Raw genomic sequence first — 24230 nt, forward strand, 5'->3', positions numbered from 1 at the left:
GGCAGGTCCCTCGGGGTAGGCATGGAGGCAGTGGCAATATAGGGTAGCCTAATCAAAATTAGGGCAGCCTGCCTTTAGGTAATCAGGAGGGTTTTGTGGGCGTCGTGGCAGTGAATTCGCAGGCCATCCGCGAGGAAGTTGCCGAACTGCTCGGTGCCCGTGCTGACTCCCTGGACCCGGGTGCCGACCTGATCGGCCAGGGGCTGGACTCGATCCGCATGATGTCGTTGGCCGGGCGCTGGCGTAAGCAGGGCATCGACATCGACTTCGCCGCCCTGGCCGCCGAGCCGACCATTACGGCCTGGTCGGCACTGCTGTCTGCGGCGGGGGGTCTGCAGCGCACGGATTCGGCAGTAGCGCAAGCTGATTCAGCGAGTGCGGCCGAACCCGACCAGCCGTTCGGCCTGGCTCCGATGCAGCACGCCATGTGGATCGGCCGGGAAGACGACCAGCAACTGGGTGGCGTCGCCGGACACCTCTATGTCGAGTTTGACGGCCGCGGGGTCGACGCGCACCGATTGACCGCTGCCGCAACGGCATTGGCGGCACGGCATCCCATGCTGCGGGTCGAGTTCCGGCCCGACGGCACCCAGCGCATCGCTGCGCTTGACGGCGACTTCCCGGTGACCGTCACCGACCTGCGGGACCTGCCTGCCGACGAGATCGCAGCGCAGTTGGCGCAGACCCAACGCCGTAAGGCGCACCAGCAATTGACCGGCCAGGTTTTTGAACTGACGCTGACTCTGCTTCCGGACGGAGCCACCCGTCTGCACGTCGACCTGGATATGCAGGCGGCCGACGCCATGAGCTACCGGACCCTGATGGCCGATCTTGCGGCGTTGTACCGCGGTGTCGAACTGGCTTCACTGTCCTACACGTACCGCGAATACCGCTTGGCCGTGGCACAGTCGGCGGCGCAGCCCCATCCCAAGGCCGAAGCGGATCGGCAGTGGTGGCGCGACCGGCTCCCGGAGCTGCCTGATCCGCCGCGCCTGCCGTTGGTACCGACCGCCGAGCAGAACGACCCGCGGCACACGACCCGGCGCTGGCATTGGCTGGCCCCCGAGGTTCGGGACGCGCTGTACGCGGCCGCACGCCGGCGCGGTATCACCCCTGCGATGGCCCTGGCCGCGTCGTTCTCCGACGCCCTGGCCTGCTGGTCGGCCGGGCAACGCTTCCTGTTGAACGTGCCGCTGTTCGGGCGCGATCAACGTCATGCTGATGTCGACCGTCTGGTGGGTGACTTCACGTCGTCGCTGCTGCTCGACGTCGACCTGACCGACGCGGCGACCGCAACGAGGCGATGCAGTGTCCTGCAGGACGCATTCCGCAGCGCCGCAGCACATTCCGAGTACTCCGGGCTCGAAGTCCTCCGGGACCTCAGCCGGCACCGGGGGACGCAGGTATTGGCGCCGGTGGTGTTCACCAGTGCCCTCGGCCTCGGCGAACTGTTCGGCGCGGCAGTGATCGAGACCTTCGGCACCCCGGGATGGATCAACTCCCAAGGGCCACAGGTCATGCTGGACGCCCAGGTGACCGAGTTCAACGGCGGCGTCCTGGTCAACTGGGACGTGCGGGAAGAGGCGTTCCCCGAGGGCGTCATCGACGCCATGTTCGCGCGGCACATCGCCGAGTTGGAGCTGCTGGCCACCGACGACACCGCGTGGGAGGCGCCCACCCCGGAGCCGATGTCGGCGGCGCAGCGCGCGGTCCGCGACGCGGTCAACAGCCGCACCGCGGCGCCCAGCGGCGCGGCACTGCACACCGGATTCTTCGCCTCGGCTGCCGCCCGGCCGGCCGCGACGGCGATGATCAGCGAGGCCCGTCGGTGGACGTATGCCGAACTGGCCGAAGAAGTTTCGGCTGTCGCATCGGCACTGCAGATCGCCGGCATCACCCCGGGGGACACCGTCGCGGTGCTCGGACCCAAGGGCGCAGAGCAGATCATCGCCCTGCTCGCCATCCTCGCTGCGGGCGGCGTCTACCTGCCGATCGGGGTCGACCAGCCGGCCGACCGTACCGAGAAGATTCTGGCCACCGGCGGCGTCCGGATGGCCTTGTACTGCAGCGGGGGCGAGCGCAGCGACGGGAAGACGGATGATCTGGCGCCGTCGTGGAAGCCGTCGCTCACCGTGACCGAGGCGCTGCGCATCGGGCGTCGCGCGCCCGGGCCGTTCGTCCCGGCCGCCACCGATCCGCACGACCTCGCGTATGTCCTGTTCACCTCCGGCTCCACCGGTGAGCCCAAGGGTGTCGAGGTCACCCACGATGCGGCGATGAACACTGCCGAATTCCTCTACGGGCACTTCGACATCGGGCCCGCCGACCGTTGCCTGGCGCTCGCCACCCTGGAATGTGACCTGTCGGTGCTCGACATGTTCGCCACCCTGGCCACGGGCGGCAGCATCGTCGTGGTCGACGAGCCATACCGCCGCGATCCCGACCGCTGGGCCGCCCTCATCGCCGAGCATGGCGTGACGGTGCTCAACTTCCTGCCGGGCTGGCTGGAGATGCTGGTTTCCGTCAACGAAGACGCCGGTACCGGCCGTCTGAAATCGGTGCGGGTGGTGCTCACCGGAGGTGACTGGGTCCGGACCGCCATGGTCCGGCACCTGCAGGCGCAGGCCCCCGGGGTTCGCGTCGCCGGACTTGGTGGCGCCACCGAAACCGCCATCCACGCCACCATTTTTGAGGCCGGTGAGCTGCCGGACGCCTGGTCGGCGGTGCCCTACGGCGTGCCGTTCACCAACAACGCCTGCCGAGTGGTCAACGAGGCCGGTCAGGACTGCCCCGACTGGGTGGCCGGCGAACTGTGGTTCACCGGCCGGGGCATCGCCTCGGGTTACCGAGGCCGGCCGGACCTGACCGCCGACCGCTTCGTGCGCTATGCGGGCCGAACCTGGTACCGCTCAGGAGATTTGGCGCGCTATCGGCCGAACGGGATCCTCGAGTTCGTCGGACGTGCCGATCACCGCGTGAAGATCAGCGGCTATCGCATCGAACTCGGTGACGTCGAAGCCGCGCTGCAGCGAGTGCCCGGTGTCCGGGCCGCGGTGGCCGGTGTGGTCTCTGGGCACCATCGCGGCCACGACGTGCTGGCAGCGTTGGTCTCGGTTGACGATCCGGACCTCACCGTGGCGCGGATCGGCGCGGCGGTGGCCGAACTCGTACCGCCGCACATGATTCCGCGGCAGATGCAGGTGGTTACGGCGATTCCGTTCACCGTGGGCGGCAAGACCGATCGTCGGGCCGCGGCCGGTCAACTCGCGGCACTGGTCGAGGCCTCTGAAGGCGCCGGACGGGCGCTCCCGGAAACGACGCTCGAGCGGGCGCTGGCGGCGATGGTCTCGGAGAGCCTGGCGGTTGCCGGTGACATCGGTGTCCATGACGACTTCTTCGAGCTCGGTGGTGACTCGGTGCTGGCGACCGCCACCGTGGCGCGCATCCGGAAGTGGCTGGACACCCCGAGCGTCGGCGTACCGGACATCTTCGCCGCCCGCACCGTGCGGGCGCTGGCCGAGCGACTCATCGGCCGCGAAGCCGGCGGCGGGCGACTGGAATTGGTCGCCGAGCTCTACCTGGAGATCGCAGAGATGGACCACGACGACGTGCTCACCGCGCTGGACCCGGCGGCCGTTTCATGACCGAGGTGAAAGCAGCCTTCGCGAGCTGGATCAAGCACTACCCGAGCTCCGCCGACGACGGGGCGGTCGTGGTCTTCCCGCACGCGGGCGGTGCCGCCGTGGCCTACCGGGAACTCGCAACCACCCTGTCGGACAAGGGGATCGACACGTACGTCGTGCAGTACCCGCGGCGGGCCGATCGGCTGGCGCATCCGGCGCACCCGACGGTCGAACAGCTGGCCGCCGACCTCTTCTCCGCGGGTCACTGGGCGGGCGCGGGCCCGCTCCGGCTCGTCGGGCACTGCATGGGTGCGGTGGTCGCGTTCGAGTTCGCCCGGGTCGCCGAACGCAGCGGCGCTCCGGTGCACAGCCTGTGGGCATCCGCCGGGCAGGCGCCGTGCGATGTGGTCGACGCGCCGCCGCTGCCGACGGGTCCTCGCGAAATGCTCGCCGAGATGGTCGATCTCGGCGGTACCGATCCCCGGCTGCTGGCTGACGAGGACTTCGTCGAGCTGCTGCTGATGGCAGTGGGCGCCGACTACGCAGCCCTCAACCGGTACGTGGGTGGTGGCCGCATCACCGCCGACATCCACGTCCTCGGTGGACGCGACGATCACCGCATCGACCAGGACATGCTGCGCCGCTGGGAGAACCACACGTCGGGCGTCTTCACCCTGACCGAGTTCGACGGCGGCCACTTCTACCTCACCGACCACCTGGACGCGCTCGCGGACGTGATCAGTGCGCGCTGACTCGACGGGCGCCGACGATCCGGTGGTCATCGTGGGGATGGCGGTTGAAGCCCCCGGAGACGTGAACGACGCCGAAAGCTATTGGCAACTGCTGTCTTCCGGGCGGGAGGCGCTGGGCGCATTCCCGGCAGACCGCGGCTGGCCGGTGCGTGACCTGCTCGCCGGCTCGCGCCGCGACGGGTTCAAACGCATCCACAACCGCGGCGGATTCCTCTCCGGCGCAGCGTTGTTCGATCCTTCGTTCTTCGGTATCTCGCCGCGCGAGGCCGTGGCGATGGACCCGCAGCAGCGGGTCGCGCTGCGGGTGACGTGGCGGGCTTTGGAGGATGCCGGAATCAATCCGGACGATCTGGCCGGCCACGACGTGGGGTGTTACATCGGCGCCTCCGGCACCGGGTACGGTCCCGACCTTGCCGAATATTCTGATCTGAGTGGGCATCTGATCACCGGGACGTCACTGGGCGTGATCTCCGGACGGATCGGCTACCTGCTGGGCCTCGATGGGCCTGCGCTCACCATCGACACGTCGTGTTCGTCGGCGTTGACGGCATTCCACACCGCCGTGCAGGCCTTGCGGGCGGGGGACTGCGGCATGGCACTGGCCGGCGGGGTGTGTGTGATGGGGTCGCCGGGCTACTTCGTCGAATTCGCGAAGCAGCACGCACTCTCGGACGACGGGTACTGCCGCCCCTACAGCGCGCAGGCCAGCGGCACCGTGTGGGCCGAAGGTGCCGGGATGTTCGTCCTCGAACGAAAGTCGGTGGCGCAGCGCAACGGCCACCGCATGCTCGCGGAGGTACGGGCCAGCTGCCTCAACCAGGACGGGCGAAGTACCGGCCTGACCGCGCCCAGCGGGTCCGCCCAGGCCCGGCTGTTCGGCCGCGCGCTCGACCTGTCCGGCGCCCGGCCGGAACAGATCGGAATGATCGAAGGGCACGGCACCGGAACCAGACTCGGCGACCGGACCGAGCTGAACTCGCTGGCCCAGACCTACGGGGCCACCGCACCCGGGCAAGGCGCGGTCCTCGGTTCGGTGAAATCCAACGTGGGACACAGCCAGGCCGCCGCCGGCGCGCTCGGCCTGGCCAAGGTCCTGGTCGCGGCCGAGCACGCCACCATTCCGGCCAGCCTGCACACCGCGCAGGCGAGCGCTGAAATCGACTGGAGTGCGCAGGGACTGACGCTCGCCACCGACCACACGCCGTGGCCGGCGTTGCACGGCGAGCGGCTCGCCGCGGTCTCGGCCTTCGGGATGAGCGGCACCAACGCGCACGTCATCGTCGCGATGCCCGACGACAACGGCGGGCGGGCCGCATGATGAGCCTGTCGCATTTTCCCGACGGCCGCGTGCCCGTCCTGCTCAGCGCCCACACCGAGGAACTGCTGGCGGCCGAGGCGAGCGGTGTCGCCGACTACCTCGATCAGATCGGCGCTGTGAGTATCGGCGCGGTGGCGGCGATGCTGCTCCGGCTGCGTCGTCGTCGCCGGTCCCGGGCTGTGGTCCGGGCCCATGATGCCGCCGAATTGGCCGCTGCACTGCGGGCGCTGGCCGCGGGAGAGGAGCACCCGCTGGTGGCGGTCTCGTCGCGGACCGCAGCACCCCGGACGGCCTTCGTGTTCCCGGGCAACGGCGGCCAGTGGCCGTCGATGGGTACCGACGCATATCGGCAGCTTCCGGTGTACCGGGCGGCGGCCGACCGCTGCGCCGAGGCGTTCGCAGCCGCGGGGATCGACTCTCCGCTGACGTTCCTGGTCGATCCCGTCGACCGCGAGTGGACCCAAATCCACAGCCAGAGCGCACAGTTCACACATGCAGTCGGGCTGGCCTCGGTCTGGCAGGCACTGGGCATCGAGCCCGATGTCACCCTGGGCCACAGTCTCGGTGAACTCGCCGCGGCATACGTCGCCGGTGCCATGACGCTGGGTGATGCGGTCGCCGTGGTCATCGCCCGGGCCCGGGCATTGGACAGCCTGGACGGGGACTTCGGCGCCGCGAGCCTGGGCATGAGTGTCGACGAAGCGCAGCAAGCGGTTTCGGACGCCGCCGGCTGGATGGAGTTGTCCGTGGTCAACTCGTCGGCCTCGGTCGTGGTGTCCGGGGACCGGACCGCCGTCGCAGACCTGGTGTCCGACCTGCGATCCCGCGGCCGGTTCGCGCGCGTCATCGCCATGAGCTTTCCCGCCCACACCAGTGCGCTGGACCCGCTGCGGACCCAACTGCTGGCCAGCCTGTCGACCCGGGTGCCGGAGGCCGAGTTCCGTTCGGGGACGGTGCCGTTCATCGGGTCGGTGACCGGGCAGGCCGTCGACGCGGGGACGGAGTTCGGTGACTACTGGTACCGCAATCTGCGGAACACCGTGCGGTTCGACCGGGCCGCCGCGGCGACGCGGGACAGCGGCGCCGAGGCATTCATCGAGATGTCGGCACATCCCGCGTTGCTGCACGCGCTCGCCGACACCGATGCACCGTTGATCGTCGGCTCGGGACGCCGCGACGAGGCGCTGGCCGACGTGCTCTCCGACAACATCGCCACGGTGGCGGTGGCCGACCCGGACTACGACTGGGGCGGGCACATCGAGCCGAATCAACCTGTGTTGCGGGGGTTTCCGCATGCGCCCATGGCGGCGATGCACCTCTGGGCCGCCCCGGTACCACTGCCGCCGGTGACTGCCCTGACCGTCGGTGCCGAACACTGGCAGCCGCAGCCGCAAGAGACCGTGCCCCTGACGATCCGGCGCGCCGCGGTGCTGGAGCTCGTGGGACCACGCGGTGAGCTCGGCGACCGCCTCCGCGACGGGGTGCGAGCCAACCTCGGCACGCTCTTGGTGGAGCCGGACGAGGCTGATCTGCTGATCGTGGTTGCACCGATGCTCGATCACCCCGATACCGAGGCGGCGATCACGGACCTGGCCGAGCTGATCCGCGGTGGGCTGTGCGACTACCCGAATGCCATGGGGCCGCAGTGCAACGACGTATGGCTGGTGACCGTCGGGGGCGAGCACGTGCGCGACGACGAGCCGGTGGCGCTGCCGGCCCAGGCGGCGCTGGCCGCCATGCACCGCAGCATCGGTTTCGACCATCCGGAGCAGTCGTTCCGGCACGTGGACCTGGCTTCGTGGGAGCTCGACACTCCGACGGCGACGACCGTCATCGAAACGATGTTAGGTACTGGAACCGAAGTCGCGCTGCGTGATTCGCGGCAGTATCGGCGCCATCTCGAAGCCCTGCCGGATGGCGCCGTACCGGCGGCCGGGCTGCTCGAGAACGTGGTGGTCACCGGCGGCAACGGCGCGGTCGGCCGCCATTTCGCACGGACCCTCGCCGCCGCCGGCGCGCGCCGCATCGTGCTGGTGAGCCGCAGCGGTACCGATGCGAAGCAACTGGCCGAGTTCGCGCATGGCACCGAAGTGGTGTCGGTGCAATGCGACATCACGTCGTCCGAACAGATTTCGGCCGCGGCGGCCGCCCACGCCGGTGACGGTGCGACGCTCGTTGTCCATGCCGCCGGCGCGGCGACGTTCGGCTCGACGGTCGGCGCTGACGAATTCATCGACACCGCGGCCGCGAAGGTGGTCGGGCTGGCCCGGCTGGCCGAGGGCTGGCCGTTGCGTCCCGAGGCCCGAATTCTGGTGTGCTCATCGGTGTCCGGACTGTGGGGCGGGCGCGGCCATGTCGCGTATGCGGCCATGAACCGCATGCAGGACGTGATGGCCGGGCAGTTCCGGGCCGAGGGCCTCGACTGTGTGGCCGTGCGGTGGGGGCTGTGGCCGGGCGCCGGCATCGTCGACGCCGAGGAGGTGGCGCGGATCGAGCGCGCCGGGCTGCGCGAAATGGACCCCGAGCTCGCCATCGAAGCGGCCCTGGGAACCAGCGCGCCCGCCCCGCTGATCTTCAGCGCCGATGCCGAGCGATTGGCGACGCTGCTCGGTGAGGCTCCCGTTGCCACGGATGCGGCTGTACCGCAGCAGGTTCCAGTCGCCGTCAGTGACGGTGCCGACGTCGAAGACGTCGTCCGTCACGAGCTCTCGGCGGTGCTCAAACTGGGCGACCCGACCGGCATAGACCTGACCGCGGCCCTGTTCGACCTGGGCCTTGATTCGCTGCTGGCACTGGACCTGCGCAAGCGACTGCGCCGGGGCACCGGCCGGTCCGTGCCGCTGGCCGGACTGCTCAGCGGCATCACCGGTATCGAACTGGTGGATTTGCTAACCGATAAATCAGAAAAGGTGGAGAGCTAGCGTGACCGAGACCGACATCCGGGCGCTGCGCACGCGAGGAGCAGATGTGGCGGAAGAGGCGCGCCTGGAACTGTTGCGGCGCAAGCTGGCCGAGCGCGGCCTGCAGTCCCAGGACCACACGCAGCCGCCCGACGGGACGCCCGTCGCGCCGGTGTTGTCCGACGGCCAGCGCCGGATGTGGTTCGTGCAGAACGCCGAACCCTCGGGTGCACTGCTCAATGTCTGTGTGTCCTTTGCCCTCACCGGCAACCTGGACCACCAGCGCCTGCAGGATGCGGTGAATGCCGTTGCCGTCCGCCATCCGGTGCTGCGCACCACCTACCGGGCAGATGCGACCGGCGAACCCGGCCTGACGGTGCATGACCAGTTGGCTCCCGGCTGGAGCACCCATGACCTGAGCGAGCTCTCCGAAGCATCGCGCGCCCTGCGGCTCGAGGTACTGGCGCAGCGGGAGTTCGGCACGCCCTTCCAGCTCGACACCGAATCACCCCTGCGGATCAGCCTGATTCGCACCGCGGCGGACCAGCACATCATGCTGCTCACCGCACACCACATCGCCTGGGACGACGCCTCCTGGCAGGTGTTCTTCAGCGACCTCACGCGGGCTTATGAGGGCGAGCAGTTGGCCGCGGTGATTCCGGCCCCGGTGCCGGCTGACGACCACACCGAGGCGTTGGAGTACTGGCGCTGCGTGCTCGCCGATCCGCCTGAGCCGCTGGAGCTTCCGGGCCCGCACGGCTCGCAGGTGCCCACCGTGTACCGCGCGCAGCGCGTCAGCCGCCGTCTCGATGCAGAGACCGTGGCCCGCGTTTCCGAGCTGGCCCGCCAGACCGGTGCCACGCCGTACACCGTGCTGCTGGCGGCCTTCGGCACCTTGCTGCACCGCTACACCCACGCCGACGACGTTCTCGTCGCGACCCCGGTCCTCAACCGCAGCGGCGGCACCGAAGACGCGTTGGGCTACTACGGCAACACCGTGGCGTTGCGGTTGCGCCCCGAATCGCGTGGGAGTTTCCGCGACTTCGTCACACAGGCCAAGGACACCACCCACGGCGCCTTCGCGCATCAGCAGATCAACCTCGACCGGGTGGTGCGCGAGCTCAACCCGGACCGCCGCCACGGCGTCGAGCGGCTGGCGCGGGTCTCGTTCGGCGCCCGCGAAGCTGACGGCCGAGGCTTCTGCCCGTCCGGCATCACCTGCCGCCGGGCTGAGTACCGCGGCCACCAGACGCAGCTGCCGCTGGGCTTCATGATCGAATTCGACGACGACGGTGCACTGGTCGAGGCCGAGTACCTGACCGAAATCCTCGACGCCACAGTGGCGGACCAGCTGTTGCGGCACTACGTGGTACTGCTGGAATCCGCGTTGGCCGATCCCAGCATGGCGCTGGCCGAGCTGAAACTGATGGATGACCGCGACGCAGATTGGCTGCGCCAGATGGCCACGGGCGAGCAGCTCAGCACACCGGACACGACCCTGGCCGCATTGATCGAGGCCCAGGCCGAGCGCACCCCGGACTCGGTCGCCGTGGCTTACGAGGGCCGGTACTACACCTACCGCGAACTCAACGCCGGGGCGAACCGGCTGGCGCACTGGCTGATCGGCCACGGCATCGGCACCGAGGACCGGGTCGCCGTACTGCTCGACAAGTCGCCTGAGCTCGTGATCACGGCGCTGGCCGTCGTCAAGGCCGGTGGCGTGTACCTGCCGGTCGATCCGACCTACCCGGAGGACCGGTTGGCCTTCATCCTGGGCGACTGCGACCCGAAACTCGTGATCCGCGAACCGATCACCGACCTGGCCGGCCAGCGGGACGACAACCCCACCGACGCCGACCGCGTGCGGCCGCTCACCGCGGGCAACACCGCCTACCTGATCTACACCTCGGGTTCGACCGGTCTGCCCAAGGGTGTTCCGGTGCCGCACCGACCGGTTGCCGAATACTTCGTGTGGTTCGTCGACGAGTACCAGATCGACGCCGACGAGCGGCTGCTACAGGTGGCGTCGCCCAGCTTCGACGTGTCCATCGCCGAGGTGTTCGGAATGCTCGCCTGCGGTGCGCGCCTGGTCATTCCGCGCCCGGGCGGTCTGAACGACATCGGGTATCTGACCGAGCTGCTGCGCACCGAGGGCATCACGTCCATGCACTTCGTGCCGTCACTGCTGGGCCTGTTCCTTTCGCTGCCCGGCGTCAACGAATGGCGCAGCCTCAAGCGGGTGCCGATCGGTGGTGAAGCACTGCCGGGTGAGATCGCCGACAAGTTCCACGCCACCTTCGACGCGCTGCTGCACAACTTCTACGGGCCGACCGAGACGGTCATCAACGCCAGCCGGTACCGCGTCGAGGGCAAGCAGGGCACGCGCATCGTGCCGATCGGCAAGCCGAAGATCAACACGCAGATGCATCTGCTCGACAATGTGTTGCGTCCGGTTCCGGTCGGCGTCATCGGCGAGATCTACATCGGCGGAACCCATGTCGCGCACGGCTACCACCAGCGTCCCGGCCTGACCGCCGAGCGCTTCGTCGCCGACCCGAACGCTGCGGGCGGTCGGCTCTACCGCTCTGGTGACCTGGCCCGCCTCAACACGGAAGGCGACATCGAGTTCGTCGGCCGCGCCGACGAGCAGGTCAAGATCCGTGGTTTCCGCATCGAACTCGGCGAGATCGCCGCAGCCATCGCGGTGGACCCGAGCGTCGGCCAGGCCGTCGTCGTGGCCAGCGACCTGCCCGGGCTCGGCAAAAGCCTCGTCGGCTACCTCACCCCGGCTGAGCGCGGAGACCTGGAATCGGTTGACGTGCAGCGGATCAAGGCCCGCGTGGCGGCCGCGCTGCCCGAGTACATGGTGCCGGCCGGCTACGTCGTACTCGACGAAATCCCGATCACCGCACACGGCAAGATCGACCGCCGCGCGCTACCCGATCCGGACATCCAGTCCCGCAACGCATTCCGGGAGCCGACCAGCGACACCGAGCGCAAGGTCGCCGGACTGTTCGCCGACCTGCTCGGCATCGATCAGGTCGGGGCCGACGACTCGTTCTTCCAACTCGGTGGGCACTCCCTGTTGGCCACCAAGCTGGTTGCCGCGATCCGGGCGCGCTGCGATGCCGAGATCGGTGTTCGTGAGGTGTTCGAGCTGGGCACCGTCGCGGAGATCGCCGCGCGCGTCGACACCGGCGCACCGCGCAACCGGCCGCCGCTGCTCGCCCTCGACCACACCGGTCCGCGCCAGATGTCGGCATCGCAACTGCGCCAATGGTTCCAGTACCGGATCGACGGCCCGGGGCCGGTCAACAACATCCCGTTCGCGGCCCGGATCACGGGCCCGTGCGACGTCGACGCCTTCGTCGCGGCACTCGGCGATCTGGTCGAGCGGCACGAGGTGCTGCGCACCACCTACACCGAAATCGACGGTGTGCCCTACCAGGTGGTGGGCGATCCGGCTCCGTTGCCGGTCCGCCGCGCCCGCGGCGCCGACGAAGAATGGCTGCAGGCCGAACTCGACAGGGAACGGCGCTACGTGTTCGATCTGGAAGCGCAGTGGCCGATCCGGGCCGCGGTGCTGTCCCTCCCCGGGCAGCATGTGCTGTCGATCATGGTGCACCACATCGCCGCCGACCACTGGTCCGCCGGCGTGCTGTTCACCGACCTCGTCACCGCGTACCGGGCGCGCCTCCAACAGCGTGCGCCCGAGTTCGCGCCGCTGCCGATCCAGTACTCGGACTACGCGGCCTGGCAGGCCACTCTGCTGTCCGACGGGTCGGGAATGCTTGCCGCACAACGCGACTACTGGCGTGGCCAGTTGTCTGAGCCGCCCGCCGATCCGGGGCTGCGGCCCGACTTCACCCGGCCGCCGGTGCTCTCCGGTGCGGGCGCGTCGGTGCCGTTCGGCATCGACTCCGACGTGCGCGCCAAACTGACCGCGCTGACCAGCGAACTCGGCATCACCGACTTCATGCTGCTGCAGTCCGCGGTCGCGGTCGCGCTCGCGAAATCGGGGGAGGGGCTCGACATTCCGCTCGGCACTCCGGTGGCCGGCCGCACCGAGGCCGAACTCGACGCTCTGGTGGGCTTTTTCATCAACATTCTGGTGCTGCGCAACGACCTGACCGGGGATCCCACCCTGCGCGAGATTCTGGTCCGCGCGCGGGACACCGCCCTGGCGGCCTACGCACACCAGGACCTGCCGTTCGACCATGTTGTCGACGCGGTCAGCCCGGCCCGGTCGTTGTCGCGCAACCCGCTGTTCGGTGTCGTGGTGCACGTGCGCGAGGACCTGCCGACGGACCACGTCATCGATTCGCGTCCGGAGGGCGACACCACATTCACCGCGTTGGAGCCGACGTTCGATGTGGCGCACGCCGACCTGTCGGTGAATTTCTTTGCCACCCAGGACAGTTACCGCGGACACCTGATCTACCGCACCGACCTGTACACGCCGGAGACCGCCCGGCGTCTCGCGGACCGCCTGGTCCGGGTGATTACCGGAATCGCCGAGAACGCCGATCAGCGGCTGCGGGAGCTGCGGGTCGACGAGGCCTTCGAAGGGCCGGCGGGCACCGACGGGGTGCTGGTGCTCGACGAGTGGCGCCAGCCCGTGGGCATCGGCGTCGTCGGCGACATCTACCAGGCGTCGGCGCCCACCGGCGAACGCGGCAGGTGGTTGGCCACCGGACAGCTCGAGCGCATCGAGGCCGTCCAGCTGCGCGCGGAACGGACGAGGACCACCGTCACCGAGTTGTCGGAGCCCGCCCGGACCGACACCGAACGGGCATTGATCGCGCTGCTGGCCGAGGTCCTCGACGCCGACGCCGAGATCGGCAGAGGCGACGACTACTTCAGCCTGGGCGGCGACAGCATCAAGGCAGTACAGCTCGCGGCCCGCGGCCGTGACGCCGGTATGAAGCTGACCGCTCGCATGGTGTTCGAATATCCGGCGGTCCACGAACTGGCTGCCGCGATCGACGCTCGGTCGTCGGCCGAAATCCACGGGGCGCAGGGTGAGGACCGCGAGCATGCGCCGATGACGGTGTCGGGCCTGTCCGCCGAAGAACTGGCCGAGCTGACCGCATCGTTCGCGACGTCGTGGACCGCATCGCAGGAGCCGCAGTGACGACACTGCAACCGGCGCCGGTCATCGAAGACGTCCTGGCCCTCAGCCCGCTGCAGCAGGGGCTGTACTCGATGGCCCAGCTCGATCAGGCGGACGACCCGTACCTGATCGCGATGTCGGCCGATATCGAGGGCGACGTCGATGCGTCGCTCCTGCGGGAGTGCGCGGCGGCGCTGTTGGGGCGCCACCCGAATCTGCGGGCCAGCTTCGTGCAGGCCGGAACGCGCACGGTACAGGTGATTCCGAATGCCGTCGACCTGCCGTGGGGGCAGCTGACGGCCGAGTCGGCCGCGCACGCCGACGACCTGGAAGCACGCGAACGGCGCCGGCCGTTCGCCCTGGAGCGTGGCCCGGCCATCCGCTTCCTGCTCATCGAAATGCCGCACCAGCGCTGGCGTTTCGCGGTCGTCGCACATCACATCGTGATCGACGGGTGGTCACTGCCGTTGCTCGTCGGCGAACTGCTCGCCCTGTACGCCGCCGGCGGTGACATCGCGGTGCTGCCCGCCGCGCCGCGCCCGTACCGCGACTACATCGGCTGGCTCGCGGCCCGCGACCCCGAGGTCAGTCGCCGGCTGTGGCGGCGACACCTGACGGGGCTCGACGGCCCGACCATGCTGGCACCGGCCCTCGGGTCCGGTGAACTCGGCGACGATCTGCCCCACACCACCGAGGTCACGGCGCCCCGAGACGAGACGCATCATCTGGTCGAGGCGGCGCGGGCCCGCGGGGTCACGGTCAACACCCTCACCCAGATGGCCTGGGCGGCAATACTTTCAGTGCTCACCGACCGGCGTGACGTCGTTTTCGGAGTCACGGTCTCGGGCCGGCCGGGCGAATTGGCCGGCGTCGAGTCGATGGTCGGATTGTTCATCAACACCGTGCCGCTGCGGATCCGGTTGGACCCGCTGCGGCGGGTCGGCGAGCAGTGCCTGGCGGTGCAGCGGGACGCCGCCGAATTGCGGGAGCACAGCTACCTGTCGCACACCGAACTCCGGTCCCTCGGCGGTGTCGGCGAACTGTTCGACAGCCTCCTCGTGTACGAGAACTTCCCGCCGGGCGGCCTGGTCGGCAGCGACGAACTCGATATCCGCGGGGCCACGTTCCGTCCCCGAGCACTACAGAGCCTGGCGCATTTCCCCATCACCGTCGCGGCGCACCTGACCGACGGCGCGCTGACCATTCTGGTCGAGACGAAAGACGGTGCCACCGGGCTGCTCTCACCAGACAGTCTCGGATGGCAGGTGCTCGAGGTGATGCAACGCCTCGTCGACTGCTGGGACCGGCCGTTGCGCGACGTCGGAATCCAGTTGGCGGCACCTGAGTTGGCGGGCTCGCCCGCGGCCGTGGAAACCGGTGGTATCCATGAGAAGTTCACCGCCACCGCGCGCCGCAAACCGGGCTCGGTGGCGCTGACGTATGACGGCGGCGCGCTGACCTTCCGCGGTCTCGACGAGGCGTCCGACCACGTTGCCGCGGAACTGAGGCGCCGCGGGGTCGAGACCGAGACGCCGGTGCCGGTGCTGCTTCGCCGGGGCCCCGACTATGTCGTCGCGATGCTTGGCGTGCTCAAGGCCGGTGGCATGATCGTGCCGCTGGATCCGTCGATGCCCGCCGACCGGATCGAGGAGATCCTGGGCCAGACCAATGCATCGATCGTTGTGGACGACGCCCTCGTGACCGCCGCGAGCAACACCGCGGTCGGCGGATTCATGCCGGAGCCAACACATCCCGGCCAGGGCGCCTACATCGTGTTCACGTCGGGTACCACCGGCAAGCCCAAGGGCGTGATCGGCACGCATGCCGCGGTGCTGTCGTACGCCGCCGACCACGCTGCTCGGGTGCTGCACCCGGCGGTGGCGAAAGCCGGTCGGCCACTTCGGGTTGCGCACGCCTGGTCGTTCACCTTCGACGCGGCGTGGCAGCCGCTGGTGGCGCTGCTGGACGGCCACGGGCTGCACATCGTCAGCGACGAGGTGCAGCGTGATGCCGAGGCCCTGGTGGCGACCATCGGCCAGTACGGCGTCGACCTGATCGACACCACTCCGTCGATGTTCACGCAGTTGCAAGCCGAAGGGCTGCTGACCACGGTGCCGCTGACCGCGCTGGCGCTGGGCGGCGAAGCTGTCGACCCGAACGCGTGGGCGGCCATCCGCGACGAATGCGATCGCACCGGCATGTCGGCCTACAACTGTTACGGCCCAACGGAAACCACGGTGGAAGCGGTCGTAGCAGCGCTCACCGAACACCGCATGCCATCCATCGGGCACCCGACCACCGCGACTCGTGCTTATGTCCTGGATGCGTGGCTGCGGCCGGTGCCCGACGGCGTCACCGGCGAGTTGTACCTGTCCGGTGGCCAGCTCACCCGGGGCTATCTGGGCCGTGCCGGTGAGACCGCCGCACGGTTTGTCGCCGACCCGTACGCGCCCGGCGCGCGGATGTACCGCACCGGCGACGTGGTGCGCCGCGATCCCGCCACCGGTGGTCTGCAGTTCCAAGGGCGCTCCGACGATCAGGTGAAGATCCGCGGTTTCCGGGTGGAACCCGGTGAGGTCGCCGCGGTGTTGCACGCTCATCCCGGGGTGCGGCATGCACATGTCACCGTCCGGCGGCATGGCAGCGGGCCGCGACTGGTCGCGTATGTCGCCGGGGTGGCATCTGCGACCGAGTTGCGGCGGATGCTGGCCTCGCGGCTGCCGAGATATCTGGTGCCGCACCACATCATCGCCGTCGACGAGATTCCGCTGACCGGCAACGGCAAGGTGGACGACGCGGCGTTGGCGGCCATCGACGCCGAATCCGGCACCGGACAGGCGGCGGGTCCGGCCACCGCCACCGAACGGGCGGTGGCGCAGTTGTTCGCCGATGTCCTCGAAGTGGCCGATCCGTCGGCACTCGACGTCGCCGCTGACTTCCTGGACCTAGGGCTGGACAGCATCGTCGCGCTGTCGGTGGTGCAGGCCGCCCGCCGTCGCGGACTCGCCGTGCGCGCCCGGATGATGCTGGACTGCGCCAGCATTCGCGAGCTGGCCGACGAGCTCGATGCCGAGAACGAATCGGCCGCGGCGGCGGCCGAGGAATCCGGCCCGGTGCCGGTGCTGCCCAATGTGCATTGGCTGTACCAATTCGGCGATGCCCGGCGACTGGCCCAGACCCAGGCTCTACGTGTGCCGGAAGCCATGACCGCCGCGCACCTGACCACGTTGTTGCACAACATCATCGCCGCGCACCCGGCCCTGCGCTGCCGCCTGGACCGGGCCACCATGACCCTGGTCGACCATCCGGTGGGGAACATCCTCACCGAGGTCACCGTGGCAGGGGACGTCGTTGCCGCGGTGGCCGAGCAGACCGATCTCGCGGTCGAGCGGCTCGACCCGGAGCAGGGACGCCTCCTGCAGGCGGTGCTGCTGCACCCGCAAGACAGTGCCGGGGAGTCCGGGGGCAAGGTGCTGGTGCTCAGTGCCCATGTGCTCGCCGTCGACCCGGCATCCTGGCGAATCATGCTCGGTGAGTTGGAAAACGGTTGGCACGCACTGACCGCCGGCGCCGAGCCGGCCGTGATCCGCGAACACACGAGCTATCGGACGTGGTCCCGGTTGGTTGCCGAGCGCGCGCAGCACCTCGACACCGTGGACTTCTGGGAGGCGCAGGTCGCCGGCCCCGACCCGCAGCTCGGCAATCGTCGGGTGAACGCCGAGATCGATTGTGCCGCAGACGTGGTGGTGTCCATGGGGTTGATCGACCCGGAACTGACCGGGCGGGTGCTCTCGGCCGGCCGGCGGATCACCGATGTGCTGGCTGCCGCGACTGCCCGCACCGTCACTCGTTGGCGGCGGCGCCGTGGACAGGACACCCCGGCTCCGCTGCTGGCACTGGAGACCTACGGTCGCGCCGACACCGTGCTGTCGGATCAGGCTGATACCGGAGAAACCGTCGGTCTGTTCAGTGCCATTTACCCGCTGCGGCTCAGTTCCGAAGGGCCCCAACAGGTCAGCGCCGAGATCGCCGCGGTGCCTGGCCACGGCATCGACTTCGGGCTGCTGCGTTATCTGCGCACGGACACCGCGGCGCGGCTGGCCGCGTACCCGGAACCCCAGGTATTGCTGAACTACCTGGGCCGGGTGCACCTCGGCGCGAGCGGTGATGCGCTGCAACTCGACGGGGCGCTACTGGCCGGCGCGTCACCGGTGCCCGAACCGAACTACGCGGTGCATCACGAGCTGACCTTGCTGGCCGGAATCATCGACCATGGCGGCACCGCGGCGCTCGGTGTCCAATGGCGCACGGTGCCAGACATTCTCAGTGCAGACGATATTGCCGAATTGCAACAGCTGTGGGAATCGCAGCTCAGGGAAGTGGTGAAATGACGACCAGCGAGGAGCCGGAGGCGGATCGCGCATGACTGAGACGCGAAACACATTGGCCGTCATCGGCGCCGGTGCCAAGGCAGTCGCCGTGGCCGCCAAGGCCGCTGAACTTCGCGCGATGGGCGTGGACGCGCCCGAGGTCATCGCGGTGGAACGCCTTGGTGTCGGCGCCAACTGGCAGGCCGCCGGTGGCTGGACCGATGGTCGGCACCGGCTGGGCACCGGTCCGGAGAAGGACGTCGGTTTCCCGTACCGGTCCGCACTCGTACCGCGGCGCAACGTCGAACTCGACGAACGGATGATGCGGCACAGTTGGCAGTCCTACCTGATCTCGACGGGGCAGTTCGCCGAATGGATCGACCGCGGCCGGCCCGCACCGACCCACCGGCGCTGGAGCCGTTATCTGGCGTGGGTGGCGGAAAGCGTTGCCATGCAGGTGATCACGGGTGAGGTCACGCAGCTGTCGGTGGACGGCGACCAGTGGGTGCTGCACTGCCGCGATCAGCAGGTGCGTGCCGAGGGCGTGATGATCACCGGGCCCGGACAGGCAGAGCGTTCCATCCTGCCGGGGCACCCGCGGGTGCTGTCGATCGCCCAATTCTGGCATCGGGTCGCCCAGGACGAGCGCATCAACGCCGAGCGGGTCGCCGTCATCGGCGGCGGCGAGACCGCCGCGACGATGCTCGACGAGTTGTTCTCGCACCGGGTTTCGACCATCACCGTGATCTCGCCGGGGGTCACCCTGTTCACCCGCGGCGAGGGGTACTTCGAGAACACCCTGTTCTCCGACCCGACAGGCTGGGCCGGCCTCAGCATCTCCGAGCGCCGAGATGCCATGGCCCGCACCGACCGTGGCGTGTTCTCCGCGCGGGTCCAGGACTCGCTGCTGGCCGACGACCGCATCCGGCACCTGCGCGGCCGCGTCGCCCATGCCGTGCCCCAGCAGGACCGAGTCCGGTTGACCCTGCAGACCGAGCGCGACTCCGGCTGCCTGGAGACGGTGCACGGCTTCGACCTGGTGATCGACGGCTCCGGTGCGGACGCCATGTGGTTCGTGCCGCTGCTCAGCCAGGACGCGTTGGACGTGCTGGAGCTCGGTATCGGTGCGCCGCTGTCGTCCGACGCGCTGCAGCAATCCATCGGCTACGACCTCGCGGTGGCGGGCGTTGTGCCGAAGCTGTTCCTGCCCAGCCTGTCCTGGCTCACCCAGGGACCGGGTTTCCCCAACCTCAGCTGTCTCGGTCTGCTCAGTGACCGCGTGCTGGGTGCCGAACTGTCCACCCAATCCGCGAGGAGATGCGATGAGCAGCAATCCGTTCGATGACGAGAACGGTGCGTTCTATGTCCTGATCAACGACGAAGAGCAGCACAGCCTGTGGCCGGTGTTCGCCGACGTGCCCGCCGGTTGGCGGGTCGTGTTCGGCGAGAGCGCGCGCGCGGACTGCCTGGCCTACGTCGAGGAAACCTGGACCGACATCCGGCCCAAGACGCTCCGGGACACCCTGGCCGGCTGAGTACCTCGAGCGTGCGGGATTACGCGGGAATCGCGACGATTTCCCGCGCCAGGTCCCACGCTCGACGGCCCGAGTAGAGTCGCGATGGCCAACGCTGACCAGGGGGAGTGCAGCAATGACGTATCCGGATCCTCGGTATCCGCAGCAACAACCGCCACCGGGGCCGTATCCGACAGGGCCGAATCCGCCCGGCGGCTACCCCAACCAGCAGCAGCCGTACCCCTACGCGCAGCCGGGGTACCAGCAGCCTGTTTATCAGCAGCCGGGTTACCAGCAGCCCTACGGTTATCCACAGCCCTATGGCTACCAACCGCCGCAGCCCCAGCCCCGAAGCGACGGCAATTCCGCGGGTTGGCACGCCGCGAGCATGGTGATAGCTACGTTGTTTCGCGGCACCTACGGCCTTGGCGGCAGTGCCCGTAACCGCGTCGTCACCGCGCTGATGTGTATGGGTATCGGGCTCGTCGCGTTGGTGATCGTCGTACTGGCCGGCATGTACCTGCGCTAGCGAGCGTCACCCGCCGGCGGGCGAGATCTGCTGCGAGAGCGGCACATCCATGTCGTACACCCGGGCGTGCAGCACCACCCTGTTCCGCAACGCCGACCGCACCGCACGGTGCAGGCCGTCCTCCAGATAGATGGTGCCCCGCCAGCGCACGGCATGCGGGAACAGATCGCCGTAGAAGGTCGAATCCTCGGACAGCAGCCGGTCGAGGGCGAGCACCGTCGTGGTGGTGACGATTTCGTCGAGACGCAACTGCCGCGGCGGAATCTGGGCCCACTCGCGGTAGCTCAGCCCGTGTTCCGGGTAGGGCTTTCCGTCGCGTACCCCTTTAAAGATCATGAGCAGGTCCCGCCGCGAACTCCCCATGAGCCGAGCGGGTCCGCGGTGACAGCGTCGGCATACACCTGACCCTAGCGGGTCGGCACGGTGTTTGCCGAGGCATCCAACCACCAGAGGGGCTCTATCGCCCGCCCGAATCCATCGTCACCGTAAAATGGCGGTGAATCCGGAGGTGACGCATGGGTAGTGCCGACGACCGTCGCTTCGAGGTGCTCCGCGCCATCGTTGCCGACTTCGTCTCCACCAAGGAGCCCATCGGCTCCAAGACGCTCGTCGAGCGTCACAACCTCGGCGTTTCGAGCGCCACGGTGCGCAACGACATGGCCGTGCTGGAGGCCGAGGGCTACATCACGCAGCCGCATACCAGCTCGGGCCGGGTGCCCACGGAGAAGGGCTACCGCGAGTTCGTCGACCGAATCGACGACGTCAAGCCGCTGTCGTCCAGCGAACGCCGCGCCATCCTGACTTTCCTGGAGTCCGGCGTCGACCTCGACGACGTGCTGCGGCGAGCGGTCCGGCTGCTCGCGCAGCTGACCCGGCAGGTCGCCATCGTGCAGTACCCGACGCTGTCGCGGTCGACGGTGCGTCACCTCGAGGTGGTGGCATTGACCCCGGCCAGGCTGCTGCTGGTGGTCATCACCGACACCGGACGGGTCGACCAGCGAGTCGTCGAACTCGGGGACTCCATCGGAGAGCATGAGCTGTCCCAGCTGCGTGAGCGGCTCGGCGCGGCGCTGGAAGGCAAGCTGCTGTCGGCCGCGTCCATCGCGGTGGCCGACCTGGCGTCGCAGATGGACGGTCACGGCGGCCTGGGCGACGCGGTGGGCCGCGCGGCGACGGTGCTGGTCGAGACTCTGGTCGAGCACCAGGAGGAGCGGCTGTTACTCGGCGGCACCGCCAACCTGACGCGCAACACGGCTGATTTCGGCGGGTCCCTGCGATCGGTGCTGGAGGCGCTGGAAGAGCAGGTCGTGGTCCTGCGGTTGCTGGCTGCCCAGCAGGAGGCAGGTAAAGTCACGGTACGCATCGGCCACGAAACCGAGGCCGAGCAGATGGCAGGGACGTCAGTCGTGAGCACTGCCTACGGAAGCTTGGGCAAGGTTTACGGCGGGATGGGCGTGGTGGGCCCCACTCGGATGGACTATCCGGGCACCATCGCCAACGTCGCGGCCGTCGCCCGGTACATAGGCGAGGTTCTGGGCACCCGGTGAGGGTGCCCAGCGGTTCGAGAGATTAGGCAAGGTTCTTAGGCGTGGCACGCGATTACTACGGCCTGCTCGGCGTGAGCAAGGGCGCCAGTGACTCAGAGATCAAGAAGGCCTACCGCAGGCTGGCCCGGGAGCTGCACCCCGACGTCAATCCCGACGAGGGTGCGCAGGCCCGGTTCGCCGAGATCAGTACCGCCTACGAGGTCCTCAGTGACCCGGAGAAGCGGCGCATAGTCGACCTCGGCGGTGATCCCATGGAGGGCGGCGGAGGCGGCGGCGGTGCCGGCTTCTCGGGCTTCGGGGGTCTCGGGGATGTGTTCGAGGCGTTCTTCGGCGGCGGTGCGTCCTCGCGCGGTCCGATCGGCCGGGTGCGGCCGGGTTCGGACTCGCTGTTGCGCCTGCGGCTGAACCTCGAGGAATGCGCGACGGGCGTCACCAAGCAGGTCACCGTCGACACCGCCGTCCTGTGCGACGTGTGCCAAGGCAAGGGCACGCACGGCGACTCCCAGCCGGCGCGCTGTGACACCTGCCACGGTCAGGGCGAGGTGCAGACGGTCCAGCGTTCGCTGCTCGGCAACGTGATGACATCGCGACCCTGCCCCGTGTGTGGCGGTGTCGGTGAGGTGATCCCCGACCCGTGCCACCGCTGTGGCGGCGACGGGCGGGTGCGGGCGCGCCGCGAGGTCAGCGTCAAGATCCCGGCCGGCGTGGGAGAGGGCATGCGCGTGCGGTTGGCCGCGCAGGGCGAGGTCGGCCCCGGTGGTGGGCCCGCCGGCGACCTCTACGTCGAGGTGCACGAGCAGCCGCACGATCTGTTCCTGCGGGACGGCGACGACCTGCACTGCACCGTCTCGGTCCCGATGGTCGACGCCGCGCTGGGCACGACCGTGACCGTCGACGTCATCCTGGACGGGCCCACCGAGATCACCATCGCGCCGGGTACCCAACCAGGGTCGGTCACCACGCTGCGTGGCCACGGTATGCCGCACCTGCGGTCCGGGGTCCGCGGCAACCTGCACGCGCATATCGATGTGGTGGTGCCGTCCCGGCTCGACAACCGCGACCTGGAGCTGCTTCGCAAGTTCAAGGAGCAGCGCACCCGCGACGTCACCGAGGTGCGGTCCACGCAGAGCGTCGCCGGCGGCGGTGGTGGCTTGTTCAGCCGGCTGCGTGAAACCTTCAGCGGCCGTTAGCCTTCGGGGCTGCTGGTGAGCCGGGCGCTGTTCTACGTCGACGCGGTGCCGGAGGTCGGCGGTATCGCCGTCGTCGACGGCGACGAGGGGTTCCACGCGGCGACGGTGCGACGCATCCGTCCGGGCGAGGAACTGGACCTGTCCGACGGGGCGGGGACGTTGGCGCACTGCGTGATCGAGGACGCGGTGAAGGGCCGGTTGACGGCACGGGTGCTGTCGATCGCCGACGTCCCGGCCGCGGTGCCGACGGTGACGGTGGTCCAGGCCCTGCCCAAATCCGAACGCTCGGAACTGGCAATCGAATTGGCGACCGAGGCCGGCGCCGACGCCTTCGTCGCCTGGCAGTCCGAGCGCTGCGTCGCCCGGTGGGACGGTGCGGCCAAGGTGGAGAAGGGCTTACGACGCTGGAGTGCGGTCGCCCGGTCGGCGGCACGGCAGTCCCGGCGGCCGTACGTGCCGTTGGTCAGTGGCCCGATGTCGACCGCTGAGCTGGTGGAGTCGATCGGGGCCGCCAGGGGTGAGCGAAGCGACGGGATGGGTCATGTCACCCTGGTCCTGCACGAATCAGCGGAAGTGGCACTGCGCGACGTGATTTCGCCGTCCACCGAGGCGGTGACGCTGATCGTCGGGCCGGAAGGCGGTATCACCGACGGCGAGGTGGCGGCGCTGGTGGCCGCCGGCGCGGTCGCTGTTCGGCTGGGACCGTCGGTGCTGCGGACGTCGACCGCTGCGGCAGTCGCGTTGGGTGCCTTGGGCGTGCTGACGCCGCGCTGGGAGCTCTGACGGTCAGTGCTCGCCGCGCAGGTATGCCGCCTCGGCCTCGGCGACCGCGTCGTCGGCTTGCCGCGGAGTCGGTAGGTCGGAGGCGTTGGCCTCGATGATCGCCTCGACGCGTTCATCGTCGAGCCCCTCTGCCCGCAGGACGCTTTCGATGAGGGCACGTTGCACCGCACGGCCCTTCATGTTCGCGAGCTTGGCGGTTGACAGGATGCTGCGGGCGAGTTCGGTCTCGGTTGCCGCGGCGGCTCCCGGCGCGAGTTTGATCCGCTGGATCGAACCGCTGATCGATGCCTCGGCGGTGACGTTGCCTGCGGGGTCGGATACCGCGAACACCACCACCCGTGGCCCTTCGTCCTGCTGTGGTGGTTCGTCGTCCTGCGGTGCGGCGGTAGCCGGCGGCTCCATCGCCGCGGCATAGGAGTCGGCCCCGGCAGGTTCTTCGGCGCGTGCCTCGTCATCCGGCGTCACCAGCAGATCCAGACTTGAGTCGTCTGGGTTTTCCTCGTCGCTGTCGGTGTCGCTGAGATAGTCGAGCGCACTCTCGGTTTCCGGGTGCTCGTCTTCTGGGTCGTCCCAAGAATGGTCGGACATCGA

The 24230-nt window shown here is 69.1% G+C and carries 14 protein-coding genes; 12 read left to right on the top strand and 2 right to left on the bottom strand.

The genetic code is table 11. The features are described 5' to 3' along the window. The first annotated feature begins 95 nt into the window (after window positions 1-95). From G6N59_RS24545 to G6N59_RS30850, 9 genes are all read left to right on the top strand, one after another. A complete protein-coding gene (locus tag G6N59_RS24545) occupies window positions 96-3644 on the top strand; it encodes a non-ribosomal peptide synthetase (RefSeq protein WP_138229522.1) in 3549 nt (1182 codons plus the stop codon). Continuing rightward, window positions 3641-4375, top strand: coding sequence for a thioesterase II family protein (locus G6N59_RS24550; protein WP_138229523.1), 735 nt, complete (start codon window positions 3641-3643; stop codon window positions 4373-4375). The genes G6N59_RS24545 and G6N59_RS24550 overlap by 4 nt, the downstream gene beginning before the upstream one ends. Next, entirely contained in the window at window positions 4365-5693 is a 1329-nt protein-coding gene (locus tag G6N59_RS24555) for a beta-ketoacyl [acyl carrier protein] synthase domain-containing protein (protein ID WP_138229524.1), read from the top strand. The genes G6N59_RS24550 and G6N59_RS24555 overlap by 11 nt, the downstream gene beginning before the upstream one ends. Next, window positions 5693-8614 (top strand): mycobactin polyketide synthase MbtD, encoded by a 2922-nt coding sequence (gene mbtD / locus G6N59_RS24560; RefSeq protein WP_179970383.1) that lies wholly within the window; start codon window positions 5693-5695, stop codon window positions 8612-8614. The genes G6N59_RS24555 and mbtD overlap by 1 nt, the downstream gene beginning before the upstream one ends. Window position 8615: 1 nt before the next feature. Beyond that, window positions 8616-13727, top strand: a complete 5112-nt coding sequence (locus G6N59_RS24565) for a non-ribosomal peptide synthetase (RefSeq protein ID WP_234884141.1) — start codon at window positions 8616-8618, stop codon at window positions 13725-13727. Continuing rightward, window positions 13724-18097 (top strand): non-ribosomal peptide synthetase, encoded by a 4374-nt coding sequence (locus G6N59_RS24570; protein WP_138229526.1) that lies wholly within the window; start codon window positions 13724-13726, stop codon window positions 18095-18097. Before G6N59_RS24565 ends, G6N59_RS24570 begins: the two co-directional genes overlap by 4 nt. 31 nt (window positions 18098-18128) lie before the next feature. Further along, the gene (mbtG, locus tag G6N59_RS24575; RefSeq protein ID WP_138229527.1) at window positions 18129-19421 is read left to right on the top strand and encodes an NADPH-dependent L-lysine N(6)-monooxygenase MbtG; all 1293 of its coding nucleotides are present in this window, start codon (window positions 18129-18131) and stop codon (window positions 19419-19421) included. Beyond that, the gene (locus tag G6N59_RS24580; protein WP_138229528.1) at window positions 19399-19611 is read left to right on the top strand and encodes an MbtH family protein; all 213 of its coding nucleotides are present in this window, start codon (window positions 19399-19401) and stop codon (window positions 19609-19611) included. Before mbtG ends, G6N59_RS24580 begins: the two co-directional genes overlap by 23 nt. Before the next feature lie 115 nt (window positions 19612-19726). Beyond that, the gene (locus G6N59_RS30850) at window positions 19727-20119 is read left to right on the top strand and encodes a hypothetical protein (protein ID WP_138229529.1); all 393 of its coding nucleotides are present in this window, start codon (window positions 19727-19729) and stop codon (window positions 20117-20119) included. A 6-nt stretch (window positions 20120-20125) separates the two neighbouring features. Here the strand turns inward: G6N59_RS30850 and G6N59_RS24590 are convergent, their stop codons facing one another. Next, the gene (locus tag G6N59_RS24590; RefSeq protein ID WP_138229687.1) at window positions 20126-20455 is read right to left on the bottom strand and encodes a type II toxin-antitoxin system VapB family antitoxin; all 330 of its coding nucleotides are present in this window, start codon (window positions 20453-20455) and stop codon (window positions 20126-20128) included. Window positions 20456-20634: 179 nt separating this feature from the next. On the opposite strand from G6N59_RS24590, the gene hrcA reads away from it, so the two are divergent. The 3 genes from hrcA to G6N59_RS24605 are packed head-to-tail and all read left to right on the top strand — an operon-like array spanning window position 20635 to window position 23639. Continuing rightward, window positions 20635-21666, top strand: coding sequence for a heat-inducible transcriptional repressor HrcA (gene hrcA / locus G6N59_RS24595; RefSeq protein ID WP_138229530.1), 1032 nt, complete (start codon window positions 20635-20637; stop codon window positions 21664-21666). Between the two features lie 41 nt (window positions 21667-21707). Beyond that, the gene (gene dnaJ / locus G6N59_RS24600; protein ID WP_138229531.1) at window positions 21708-22856 is read left to right on the top strand and encodes a molecular chaperone DnaJ; all 1149 of its coding nucleotides are present in this window, start codon (window positions 21708-21710) and stop codon (window positions 22854-22856) included. Window positions 22857-22871: 15 nt separating this feature from the next. Beyond that, window positions 22872-23639, top strand: a complete 768-nt coding sequence (locus G6N59_RS24605; protein WP_138229532.1) for a 16S rRNA (uracil(1498)-N(3))-methyltransferase — start codon at window positions 22872-22874, stop codon at window positions 23637-23639. A gap of 3 nt (window positions 23640-23642) precedes the next feature. On the opposite strand, the gene G6N59_RS24610 is transcribed toward G6N59_RS24605, so the two are convergent. Beyond that, on the bottom strand, window positions 23643-24227 hold the full coding sequence (locus tag G6N59_RS24610; protein ID WP_138229533.1) for a hypothetical protein: 585 nt from the start codon (window positions 24225-24227) through the stop codon (window positions 23643-23645). Window positions 24228-24230: the final 3 nt, after the last annotated feature.

Origin of the sequence: Mycolicibacterium aubagnense (genome assembly GCF_010730955.1) — a bacterium.
GTDB classification, from domain to species: domain Bacteria; phylum Actinomycetota; class Actinomycetes; order Mycobacteriales; family Mycobacteriaceae; genus Mycobacterium; species Mycobacterium aubagnense.